General features: G+C 54.8%; 10 protein-coding genes. 8 read left to right on the plus strand and 2 right to left on the minus strand.

The features are described 5' to 3' along the window. The first annotated feature begins 139 nt into the window (after positions 1-139). The 3 genes from A8990_RS14225 to A8990_RS14235 are packed head-to-tail and all read left to right on the plus strand — an operon-like array spanning position 140 to position 5,995. Positions 140-1,282 carry a glycosyltransferase family 4 protein gene (locus A8990_RS14225; protein ID WP_116189700.1) on the plus strand — a complete coding sequence of 381 codons (1,143 nt, stop codon included), beginning with the start codon at positions 140-142 and terminating at the stop codon, positions 1,280-1,282. 25 nt (positions 1,283-1,307) lie between these two features. Beyond that, positions 1,308-2,693: a metallophosphoesterase family protein gene (locus A8990_RS14230; protein WP_116189701.1), complete on the plus strand. Its 1,386-nt coding sequence runs from the start codon at positions 1,308-1,310 to the stop codon at positions 2,691-2,693. Then, on the plus strand, positions 2,690-5,995 hold the full coding sequence (locus A8990_RS14235) for an AAA family ATPase (RefSeq protein WP_116189702.1): 3,306 nt from the start codon (positions 2,690-2,692) through the stop codon (positions 5,993-5,995). The genes A8990_RS14230 and A8990_RS14235 overlap by 4 nt, the downstream gene beginning before the upstream one ends. Positions 5,996-6,058: 63 nt before the next feature. On the opposite strand, the gene A8990_RS14240 is transcribed toward A8990_RS14235, so the two are convergent. Then, complete coding sequence (locus A8990_RS14240; RefSeq protein ID WP_116189703.1) at positions 6,059-7,102, minus strand: YkvI family membrane protein; 1,044 nt, start codon at positions 7,100-7,102, stop codon at positions 6,059-6,061. 106 nt (positions 7,103-7,208) lie between these two features. Between A8990_RS14240 and A8990_RS14245 the strand changes: the two genes are divergently transcribed. After that, complete coding sequence (locus A8990_RS14245) at positions 7,209-8,495, plus strand: ArsB/NhaD family transporter (protein WP_116189704.1); 1,287 nt, start codon at positions 7,209-7,211, stop codon at positions 8,493-8,495. Here A8990_RS14245 and A8990_RS14250 read toward each other — a convergent pair. Then, on the minus strand, positions 8,481-9,200 hold the full coding sequence (locus A8990_RS14250; protein ID WP_116189705.1) for a hypothetical protein: 720 nt from the start codon (positions 9,198-9,200) through the stop codon (positions 8,481-8,483). The genes A8990_RS14245 and A8990_RS14250 overlap by 15 nt on opposite strands. Positions 9,201-9,395: 195 nt before the next feature. Between A8990_RS14250 and A8990_RS14255 the strand changes: the two genes are divergently transcribed. The 4 genes from A8990_RS14255 (at position 9,396) to A8990_RS14270 (ending at position 11,823) form a co-directional block, all read left to right on the plus strand. Beyond that, on the plus strand, positions 9,396-9,965 hold the full coding sequence (locus A8990_RS14255) for a xanthine phosphoribosyltransferase (RefSeq protein WP_116189706.1): 570 nt from the start codon (positions 9,396-9,398) through the stop codon (positions 9,963-9,965). 78 nt (positions 9,966-10,043) lie between these two features. Next, on the plus strand, positions 10,044-10,364 hold the full coding sequence (locus A8990_RS14260) for a hypothetical protein (RefSeq protein WP_116189707.1): 321 nt from the start codon (positions 10,044-10,046) through the stop codon (positions 10,362-10,364). An 88-nt stretch (positions 10,365-10,452) separates the two neighbouring features. Next, on the plus strand, positions 10,453-10,662 hold the full coding sequence (locus A8990_RS14265) for a hypothetical protein (RefSeq protein WP_116189708.1): 210 nt from the start codon (positions 10,453-10,455) through the stop codon (positions 10,660-10,662). 12 nt (positions 10,663-10,674) lie between these two features. Then, positions 10,675-11,823 (plus strand): GntR family transcriptional regulator, encoded by a 1,149-nt coding sequence (locus A8990_RS14270; protein WP_281272506.1) that lies wholly within the window; start codon positions 10,675-10,677, stop codon positions 11,821-11,823. Positions 11,824-12,004 lie beyond the last annotated feature (181 nt).

Below are 12,004 nucleotides of genomic sequence, written 5' to 3' on the forward strand. Positions count from 1 at the left end.
ATCATGAGAGTAGACGCACGGTGCGGTATGGGGCATTTTGACCGATCCATCAGCTTTACAGAAACATATGTTCTAGTATATCATGTTTTTTGCAGGTCGAGAAGTATATTGCAGGTTTGTTGAGGAGGTTCGCGGGCACATGAATATTTTGCAGGCACTGTTTTTTCCACCGGAGCAACCGGGCGGCGTGTCCTCAATGGTTCCCTACATTCAAGAGCGTTTTAACAAGATCGGCTGGCCGATGGAACTGTTCTCGCTGCCGAAGCGAGTTCGCGGCAAAGGTCAAGAAAGCGTCTCTTTCGACACATTTGATATAAGCAATTATGAGGGCAATCCTATTATTGATAAATATCTGCAAACATACCGCGATTACGTCTGGTGGACGAAGCTGCGGCTGAACAACAAGAAATTCGATCTCATTCACGCGCATCATCCGATTCCTGCGCTTGTCATGAAGCAGATTTTCCCGGATACGCCGCTCGTCATGACGATCCACTCCAGCTATGAACGAGAGCTGGTCCTGAATGGCAAAATCGCCGAAGGCGGCATGGAGCACAAGTTTCTCACGTCGCTCTACCGGGAGATTGAAACGAAGGCTGAACGGATCCTGACCGCATCGGAATCATTCCGCAATTACATGCGTCCATATGTGCAAGATGCAGACCGCATTGTCGTCATCCCGAACGGGTTTGATGAGAAGCGGTTCAAACCGATTTCCCACGAAAACGCGGTAGTACAGCTCATCACGGTTTGCCGCCTCGTTCCTGCGAAGGGGCTCGATATTCTGCTTCGCGCTTGCGCACAGCTGAAGGAACGCGGGCAGCCATTCGTTCTTCATATTATCGGCGACGGACCGATAAGACCTGAGCTCGAGCTGCTGGCGCAGCAGTTAAATTTGTATGACGACATTATTTTTTACGGCTATATGCTGCATCCGGAGGAGTTCATGCCGTTCTTCGACGTCTTCGTGCTCCCATCGCGGGCTGAGGCGTTCGGATCGGTATTCGCGGAGGCAGCGCTTTGCTGGCTCGCCCTTGTCGGAACGAATGTAGGCGGTATCGCGGAGCAGATCGATGATGGCATCAATGGGTTGCTTGTTGAGCCTGAGAATCCGACTGCGCTAGCCAATGCGCTGGAGAAGGTCGTATCGGATCCGGATTTCCGCTATAACATGGCGAGAGCGGCGTGGAATAAAGCGAAGAAAGCTTATTCGCTGCAGCGTGTTATCGCGCAGTTGAAGCAAGTATATACCGAAATCAATCCAGGTGCTGTCGAATCATAAACGTTATATAGAGGGGATAAGGGACATGGGAGTTCCATTTCGTTTCATGCATGCAGCCGATTTGCATGTCGACAGTCCGTTTCGCGGATTGACGGATGCACCAGCTGAGGTGCGGGAAGCGCTCCAATCGTCCACCTTTCAAGCCGTAAGAAATTTAGTGGATACGGCGCTGTCGGAGGAAGTAGATTTCGTCGTTATCGCAGGCGATCTCTACGACTCGGCGGACCGCTCGCTGCGTGCGCAACTGTATTTGCAGCGGGAGTGGAAGAGGCTGCACGCCAAAGGTGTGCAGCTTTTTGTCATTCATGGCAACCATGATCCACTCTCAGGACAGCGGGCAAAGCTAGAGTGGCCGAAGTCTGTTCATTTCTATGGGTCCGAGAAGGTGGAGAAGGAAGCGGCTTACACGAAGTCAGGGGAGCTTGCCGCTTATGTACACGGCATCTCTTATGGCACAAGGTCGGTTACGGAAAATTTGGCTGCGAGATATGAGGCTGACGGCGGAAGCGGCGTCTATCAGATCGCAATGCTCCACGGCAATGTGGACGGGCAGGAGGGGCACGACCCTTACTCGCCATGCAGCTTATCCGAGCTTGCCGGTTCTGGTTTTCACTATTGGGCGCTAGGTCATATTCATGGTCGAGCAGTTCTACATACATATCCGCATGTCGTCTATTCAGGCAACACTCAGGGCAGACATTCGAAGGAAACGGGGGCAAAAGGCTGCTATATTGTCGATGTGTCCGCTTCTTATGAGACGGAGCTGAAGTTCGTCCCTCTCGATGCCGTCAGATGGGAGAACATTGTTGTTCAAATTGCTGGCATTGAATCGGAACAAGTATTGCTCATGACATTGGAAAAGGCAGCTCTGGAGGCTGCTTCTGGCTGTGAGAGACGATCGAGCATGCTGAGATTGAGCTTGGAAGGCAGAGGACCGCTGCATCATCGTTTATCGGATGCGACCTTCGTGCAAGAGCTGCTCATGGGCATTCGAGAACGGATCGCAGAGATTAATGAATGGCAAGGGAACGCTTCCGAGCCTTGGTGTTGGATCTATCGAATTGAGACCGCTTCAGGCGCTGAACTGGATCTGGAGCTGCTCGGAAGAGAGGACAGCTTCACAGGCGAGCTCATTCGAAGCAGCATGTCCATTGAGAATGACGATGACGCTCTTGAGGAGCTTGTTAGTGAAGCGCTGCAGCCTTTGTATGCAAATGCGAGGCTGCGCAAGCTGGTTCGGTCCAGGCAGGATGAGCGTTCAAGGCAGTGGCTGGCAGGAGCAAGGGAGCTCGCTGCAGGGCTCTTGCTTGAGGATGCGGCAGTCAAAGATGGAGATAAAACGGCGGACTCGTTAGGGAAAGCAGGAGCGAAGACCGAGGACTCGGGGCAAGAAAGGGGCGATGGCGTATGAGGCTGCGAGGCATACATATCGACGGCTTCGGGAAGCTGAGAGACCGGAATTATCGCTTCGATGCGCCGGTTACGATCGTCTACGGGCAGAATGAAGCGGGCAAAAGCACGATGATGGGCTTCATTCGCACGATGCTGTTCGGCTTCGCCAGCAAAGGGAATCCGGCAGAACGGCTGGAGCCCGTTAATGGCGGCAGGCATGGAGGAAGGCTGTTCGTAGAGAATGAGGACGGAGCCCGCTATATATTGGCGCGTTATGGCGAAGCATCGAGCAAAATCAACGTTCGAGCGGATAGCGCTGGCGATGGAGCAGCGCTTGGAGCGGATGTGCTCACGCAGCAGCAGTGGGAGCGAATGTTCCTTGGAGGCGTCAATGAACGGCTGTTCCGGGAGCTGTTCGCGATCACGCTCTCAGAGCTGCAGGCAATCGGCATGCTCGAAGGGGACGAGCTTGGCAAGCAGCTGTATCACGCCGGCTGGAATGGCGGCGGAGCTATCGCGAAGACGGAGAAGCTGCTATCCGCACAGCTGGACAGTCTGTATCGCCCTCGCGGAAGCACACAGCAAATGAATAAGCTGGTGAAAGCGCTGGAAGAGACGGAGACGCAGCTTAGACAGCTGGAGGACGGCATTGCAGCGTACAATACGCTGTCTGAGGAGCTCGCGGAAGCCGAAGGAGAGCAAGCACAAGTGGAGCGCATCCTGCCAGGGCTGCGCGAACGTGAGCATTTGCTTGCACGGGCAGCCGAGCTGCGGGAGATATGGCTGGAGCGTTCGGCGCTTCTCCATGAGCAGACGGCAATTGGCGACACGCCTAAGCTTGCTGCGAATGCGCGATCCCGCTGGGAACTTATTGCTGCGGAGCTTCATCGCGTGAAGCAGGAGCTGGATGGGGGGAATGGACTTGCTGACCGGCAGCGGCGAGAATTCGCAGCGTTGATCGTCGACGACGAACTGTTGTCGCGAAAGCCGGAGATCGAGTCGCTGATGCTGTCAGCGGAAAATATGAACACAGGGCGCCACACGCTCATCGAGCTGACGGCAGAAGCTCGGGCGGATATGGAAGCTGTGCGCCGGTTAATCGCGCAGATTTCGCCGGAATGGACGGAGGCTTCGCTGCGTTCGTTCCAATCGGGTGTCGCGGAGAGGGAAGCGGTCCGAAACTTCCGCGCGGCGCTGCAGGAGCGGGAGAGAACGGTCGCTCAAGCTGAAGCGGAGCTGCGCGCTTCCGCTGCACAGCTGAGGGAAGCGGATGGGCAGCTCTTGGAGCTGAGCGTCGGTGTCGCTGACCCTGAGAAGCAGGAGTATGAGATTGGGCTGCTTCCTCAGACGTTGGAGGCGCTGCGCAGCGCCTCCAGGCAGTTCGAGGAAGCGTGGCATGAGCTTGCGCTTGCGCAGGTTCGCGCGCAAAGCGGTGATGGTGCTGCTGCTGCGCGGCGGCTTGTGCCTAGCGCAGCTTGGTGGATTGCCAGCGGAGTGACGGCCGCTGGCGCTGGTTTGTTTGCCGCGGCGGGCTGGCCGGCCGCGGCCGCAGCCGCCGGGGTTCTGGCGGCTGCGCTGGCGGCGCCGCCGCTGCTGCGCCTGGCGCAGCGGCAGCCGCAAGCCGCGGCCGCAGGCGCGCGCGCCATGGCGGCGCAGCCGGGCCGTGCGCGGCGCGGGCGTGAGCCAGCGCCAGCGGCGCCAGCGCTGGCTGCGGCTGCGGTGCACGCGCAGCCGCTTGCAGCCGCGCAGCGGCGCGTCGCGGCCGCGCTGCAGCAGCTCGCGCGCGAGCCCGAGCCGCTGCTGCACGGCCTGCTCGCGGCGAGCGCAGCGCCGCCGCCGGCGCTGGCTGCGGCGCACAGCGAAGCCGCCGCAGCAGCGCAGCACATGCCGCTTCGCGGCTCCACAACCGCCGGCGCCGCTGACCCGGCACCGCTGCTCTCGCGCCTGCGCGCTGCGATCGACGCGCGGCAGGACGAGCTCCGCGCCAGCGCCGGCACCGCGGAGCGCGCTCGCGAGCTCTCGCGCCGGCAAGCCCGGCTGCGCGCGCAGCATGATGTCGCACGAGCCGCGGCAGAGCACGCGGCCGAAGCGGCTGAAGCAATCGCGGCCAAGTGGCGCGATTGGCTTGAAACAAGGCAGCTCCGGGCGGAGCTAACGACCGAAGCTGCCCTCGAATCCTACGATCTCGCGGAGCAAGCGCAGCTTCGATTACAAGCCTACGACCGCGCCGCAAGCAAGGCGGCGCGGCTGGAGGAGCAGCTTGCGGATTACGAGCAAGCTGTGTTCCAGCTGGCGGAAGCATTCCCGGCCGTATGCTACCGGGCGCATGGCGATGCGACCGCTGCGCTTCGGCTGCTGCAGGCAGAGCTGGACAACCAGAGCTTGCTGGCTAGGCGGAAGGAAGAGCTGCAGCGCCAGCTGGCTGACCAAGAGATGCAGCTCTCGCAGCAGAGCAGGATTGCCGAAGAGCTGACAGCCAAACAGCTCCAATGGTTCCAAGCTGCACATGCAGCGAATGAACTGGAATGGCTCGATGCACTAGAGCGCTCAGAGCGGCTTGGTGCGATTGAGAATGCTCTGTTTAAACTGGATGCTCAATTGACCGCTGGTTTATCTCTGTACCAGCGTGAACAACTTGAGAGCTGGTATGCGGAATTTGACGAAAGTCAGCTTGATCGAATGAAGGTTGAGGCAGGGGAGGATCTGCGCCGGAACGAAGCGCGCAGTATGGAGCTTCTTGAGCATATCGGCCGGCTGCGGCAGCGAATGGAGCAGCTGCTTCAGAGCAGTGACAGGCAGCGGCTGACGATGGATCGCGAGCAGACGACCGCCTCGCTGGAACAGCTCGTTGACCGCTATGCTGTGTTATCGGTCAGCATGGCGATGATTCGCCGGACGAAGCGAATTATGGAGGAGCAGCGCCAGCCGGCAGTGCTGCGCGAAGCATCTAGAATGTTGAGCGTGATGTCGGGAGGGAAATACAAGCGAATTTGGCTGCATGAAGAGAAACAGGCCATCTCCCTGGAAACGGAAGACAGCCGTATTGTGGAAAGTATATATTTGAGCAGGGGGACCGCGGAGCAGCTCTATCTTGCGATGCGTCTTGCACTCGCGGAAGAGGCTTCCTCTGTCCACGCTTTGCCGCTCATTCTAGACGATCCACTTGTCAATTTTGACTATGGAAGACTCGTGGGTTCCGCAGCGGTTCTGAAAGAAATAGCCGAGCGCAGACAGATCATCTTATTCACTTGTCACGCACACATGCGAGATGCCTTGTATGAGAGCATCCCAGATGCAGCAACCATCGAACTTTCTTCATAGCTGCCTTGGCTTTCTTTATTCTCAATTACGCCGCCTAGGCCTTATTATTTCCGCTCTTACAATCTAATCCCCAAGCGGCGGCCGCTGCCGAATAAGCAGCGCCAGCCATCCAAGGCTGATCAGTCCGAACAGCGGATACAGCGTTGAGAGCAGCGGGCCGAAGCCGATTTGACTGGCGACGTAGCAGCAGGCAAGGGTGATGAGGGTGAGCAGCGTCCGGGAGACTTTGAGCCGTTCCTGCAGCTGCAGAGTAAGACCGTAAATGTCCGCGATGAGCGTCGTGAAGATCTCCGCGAAGATGAGGAAAATATAAATCCACTGGATGCCATGTCCGAGCTGGCGTGCAATACCGCCCATTGGGATGGCGTACTGCTGGATGCCTGGCATGTAGACGGACAAGGCGATATGACCTGCAATGAGCATGAAGCCGATGCCGATTCCACCGACCCAAGAGCCGTATACGATCGTCTTCCGGTCCTGCATTTCCGCCCCGAGCGGAACGAGCACCGCTTGTGCCATGGATAGGTTAAAGGCAGCGTACAAGAACGGCGAAGCCCAGAGCGAGATGATCGAATGATCACTGCTAAGGAGCAGCCATCTATTTGAGCCGGGCGTCTGAACCGTATCGATAATGATGAGCACTGTGAACAACAGCATGACCGGCACGACGATCGCATTGACGGCGAGAATGGCTTTCATCCCTTTGCGGAGCAGCAGAAAGCAGCCGAAGATCGTAATAAGCAGGCCGGACTGGTAGGACAGATTCCAATTTTCCGAGAAAATGGCTCCTGCGCCTGCGAGCATGACCGCACAGACGCCGAACAGGACAAGCAGCATGAAATGGCTGACCCATCGTCCGTAACGTTCGCCGAACAGCACTTTATTGACATCCTCATACGATTTGGCCCGGATATCGCTGGCGATCAGCATCATTTTGGCGCCTAACCATATGAACATCAGCGTCGCCAGAAAGATGGTAATCGCGCCAGGGAAGCCGAATCGCGTAAAAAACTGCAAAATTTCCTGGCCCGTTGCAAACCCTGCGCCTACAATTGTACCCATATACGTAAACGCAATTTGCAATACTTTGCTCGTCCGTTTCATCATTTAAGCCACGACCTCCTATTTCCCCTTACGACACTTATTAACAAGGTATGTCCAAAGAGGGACGGGCATGACTATAATCACAGGTTAGCGAGTTGATCCTGCTCACATGAATATCGCAATTGCGGTCAGCGTCTTTTCCGCATCGCTTGCACTTATTGTTTGGCGGCCTCGTGGCATTCATGAAGCCATAGTGGCACTCATAGGCGCACTACTATTATTCGCAGCAAGACTGCTCGCTCCGGCGGATGCCGCCTATATATGGGGCTTCGTGTGGGACGCGACATTCTCGCTTATCGGCATTATGTTATTTACTTCGCTTCTCGATGCGAACGGATTTTTCCGCTGGGCAGCGCTTCATATCGTACGCCGGTTTCATCATCATCAGCTAACGCTGCTGGTTCTTCTCTGCTTGCTCGCAGCAAGCATCACGATCTTCTTCAATAATGACGGCACCATTCTGATCATGATCCCGATCGTGCTGGAGGTCACTTCGCTGCTCGCGTTGTCTCGGAAGACGAGGATCGCATTTTTGCTGGGCGTTGGACTGATGGCAGATACGGCAAGCGCGCCGCTTATGATGAGCAACTTGACCAATATCCTCACCGCAGACTTCTTCAATATCTCGTTTGGTGAGTATGCAAGGACGATGCTGCTGCCTGGCTTAAGCGCCATTGTCGGCACTGTGGCTGTAACTGCAGCTTTCTTCGGCAAAAGCATTCGAAGGGAAGAGCACAGATCGGAGGCGCCGCAGTCGTTTCCTGAGCCAGCTTCGGTAATCGGCAGCAGGCCGCTGTTCATTCTATCGTGGCTCATCATGGGTGCAATGCTGGTGGGGTATTTGCTTGCGGAGAGGCTGCACGTACAGGTGGCAGTCATTGCACTTGGAGGTGCGGCCATTCAGTGGCTGGCATGCATGTTCGCTCGCCAAGGGAATGTACGGCGAACGATTCGTGAAACGCCGTGGCTCATTATCGTCTTTGCTCTATCCATGAACTTGATCGTCTACAGCTTATATTTGCATGGGGCAATATCGTGGTTCCCCGAGCTGCTAAAACCTCTCGTACAGCATGGGGAGTTCGTGGGCATTCTGGGTTCGGGGCTTGTCTTCTCGTTGTTGAGCGCGGCGGTGAATAATCTGCCAGCCGTGCTTGTGTCCTCTCTCGCCATTTCGCATACGGGAGGGCCTGATTACTTGCCGTTTGCGAGCTTGCTCGGCACATCGGTAGGTGCCAAGCTGACCCCGATCGGTTCGCTCGCAACGCTGCTGTGGATGCAGCTGCTCCGCAGGGGCGGCATCGAGATCTCCTGGCGGGAGTACGGCAAGCTCGGCTTGCTGCTGACGATGCCGATCCTGTTCGTAGCGCTCGTTACACTCTGGCTAGTTTGGATTTGAGAACAGCTTGATGGAGAGGACCTTGTTATTCTGAGGGTCAAGATCGAGCTTCAGCAGCGCGCCTGTTCCTTGATAAGCGAGGACGCTTGCGGTTTGGATATCCGGCTTGCCAAGCGCTTTAATCGCCGCGTTCTGACTATCGCCAACATGCAGGCCATTTAAGCCGGTATCGGCGCTCTTGTCGAAGATTTCGACGAATTTAACCTTCTTATCGGAACCGTAGCCAACGGAGAAGGCCAAATATTCGGATACAGAAACGGTCTCTGTGTCATCATCCATCGTGTAGCTGTCAGAAGGTGCGCCAAGCTTGCTGTCCCAAAGGGCCCCAGCATCACCGATTGCAATGCCATGCAGCTTCGGCGCTTTGGAGTCCCACTTCTTCTCGTTCTTCGCCGCAGGCGATTTGGCCGCAGGTTTCGATCCGCTGGAGGTGGACTCGGTCGTTGCGTCTGCAACCGTTGTCGCATCGCCACTCGCCGCTGTCTCGCCGGCAGCCGTAGTAATATTCGTATCGAGAGCCTTCTGAGGGCTGTCCGAGTGTTCATTATTAGAAGCAGAATTGCTTTGGCTTACTACGGAATCATCGTTGTTACCGAGTGAGAAATCACCGCTGCTAAGCTGACAGCCTGCCAGAGCTAGAAGGATAAGACAAGCTGCTCCGGTCAAAGCAGGTTTTTTCAGTAAGGTTCTCGAATTAAGATCCATGTACATTAGCACCACCTGTGCGTTATGCCCTAAAAAGCGGTCAGCCGCGATTCTGGTAACCTTTTAGACGCTTATTTTGGAAAAAAGTTGCAGTGAAATTGCGTTGGTTTCGTGAATTTCTGCCTGTCAGTTGCAGAGTTCAGGGTACATATGGTAACTTTAACGGAAAAGATTTTTACGGTGGAGGTTTAGCGAATGGAACTGTTAAAAGAACGCATACTGCGCGAAGCTTCTATTCTTAATCAGGACGTCCTGAAGCTGGACGCATTGCTTAATCATCAGGTCGATCCGCTGTTAACGCAAGAGATGGGCAAGGAGTTCGCGCGTTTATACGCCGAGTCTCCGATTACGAAGGTCATTACGGTGGAGTCCTCAGGCATTCCTGTTGCGTTCTCGACAGCACTCGCCCTTGGCGTACCGCTTGTATTCGCAAGAAGGAAGAAGACGCTGATCGCCGATCCGGACGCTTACTGCGAGCGCGTGCCTTCTTTTACGAAAGGAATTGTAACGGATATTATGGTTTCCCGTCAATTCTTGACTGCGGATGATACGGTCCTCTTCATTGATGATATTATTGCGAACGGCGATGCAGCGCGCGGCCTGATCAAGATTATCGAGCGCTCCGGCGCGAAGCTTGCAGGACTTGGCATCGTCGTGGAGAAGTCATTCCAATCCGGAGCTCGTACAATCCGTGAGCAAGGAGTTCGGGTCGAGTCGCTCGTGAAGATTGCATCCTTGGACGGCGGGAAGATCCGCTTCGAGTAATACCAAGATTCAGCATCTTTCCATGCGCTCTGATTTGCCTTATAATGTTCATAAAGTAATGGAGGGAGGCATCATAATATGGGTAAACTTACAGCAGATTACTTAATTAGCAAATTGTCGGACGCGAAAATTCATTTCGAACGTGCACTCGACTGCAAGCATACCGAATTTGATGACTTGTACCCTTATATGATTGAGCACCCGCAGTTTTTCTGGTATAAACGTTATGTCGCCTGGTCAGAGCTGCTTACAATCGTGAAGCTCGCAGATGAGCTTGAGATTGATTGGAAAGAACAGTTCTCCGAGAAGCAATCGGAGTATATTACGAGCCGTGTCATGTCATCCCGCGTGTTGGATGAGTGGTATGAGACGAATGACTCCAAAGAGCATGTCGGTTAAGTGAAAATCCGAAAGCCTCAGGGCGAGGAGCAATCCTTCGAGCCTTGAGGTTTTTTTATAACGTTGTCGTACAAAGGAGTGTAGGTCCGTGATCTCTGAAGAGCAGCTCGATCAATATCGGGTAGAAGGTACATCGCTTCGTGTCGTTCGTGACGGCATGGAAGGCAATGATGTGATGGGCATCGTCGTAGCTTGGGACGCAGACAGCGTCGTTATCCGCAAGCGCAATCGCCGTGTGGTAAAGCTCAGCCGCAGTTATATTTATGAGCCGGTTACAGCGCCGAGAACGCAGCTGTGAGGTGTAACGATCGTGCTGAGCGATAATAAACCGTTATATAGTCAAATACTCGGGATACTGCGCGATCGTATTTCTGGGGGAGAATATGTGACCGGTCAGCAGCTTCCGACGGAGCTTGAGCTCGCGGAACAGTTCGGCGTCAGCCGTATCACGTCCAAACGCGCATTAATAGAGCTGGAGCGGGAAGGTCTGATTTACCGGAGACGAGGGAGCGGCAGCTTCGTCAAGAAGCAGGATGACGTTAAGAAACCTGCCGAGTTACCTGTCACGCGGCAAGCGAGCCCGATTATCTCGATGGTGCTTCCATTCGAAACCCAGAACAATTCATTGGAGCATATCCAATCGGTTTCCGGATATTTGGAATCCATTGGCTACTTCTTAAGCATACATAACAGTGATTGGAGCAGCGAACGGGAGAGGGAATTGCTTCTGTCGCTGCCCAAACGAGGCACGGCCGGCATCATCCTCTATCCTGTCAGCACGCAGCATAACCTGGATGTCGTACATGCCCTGCATATGAACGGCTATCCGATCGTGACACTCGATCAGTACTATAACTTGCTGACGATCGGCAGCGTGGTTTCTGATAATGAAGAAGGCGGGTACATCGCGGCATCCAAGCTTATCGAGCTCGGCCATTCGCGAATCGCATTTATTTCGACGGTCGGGATTCAATACCGCAGCACCGTTCGAGACCGTTTCTTCGGTTACAGCAAAGCGCTGCAAGATAACGGAATTCCGCTCGATATCGAGCTATGCTTCAGCAATTTATCGGGCGATGCTGAAGGTGCAGCACCAGTTCGCCGAGAGTTCTACAAGAAGCTTGTCGGCAAGCTGCAGGAGCTGCGTGTGACCGCCATTCAAGCCGAGCATGATTTGGTCGCGTACGATTGCTTGAAGGCCGCGCTTGAGCTTGGAATCAAAGTTCCGGAAGAGCTGTCGATTATCGGCTTCGACAACGATGTTCTGTGCACGCAAGCGGACGTTCCGATTACGACGCTGGAGCAAAATTACGAGGAGATCGGCCGGCGCTCCGCGATGATGATTGTAGATCAGCTGGAGAACGGCATGACTCAGCAGGAGCGGGCAATTATCCCCGTGAAGTGGATCTCGAGGCAGACGGTCGGACCTGGTCCGGAGCTGCATAATGGAAATGAATAGTTAGGCCATTACAGATAGCCTTCCTTGCGAGTATGTTTATTGCGACTCGTTGTGGGAGGCTATTTTGCTTAATAAGATATAGTTAGTCCCACGGTTTTTGATATAAAGATATATCTTTTACTTACATTTATGATGAAAAGGGGTATAATGAAGGCGAAAAAAAGACGGAGTTACTACAAGA

The sequence above is a fragment of the Paenibacillus taihuensis genome (genome assembly GCF_003386535.1).
GTDB lineage: Bacteria > Bacillota > Bacilli > Paenibacillales > Paenibacillaceae > Paenibacillus_Z > Paenibacillus_Z taihuensis.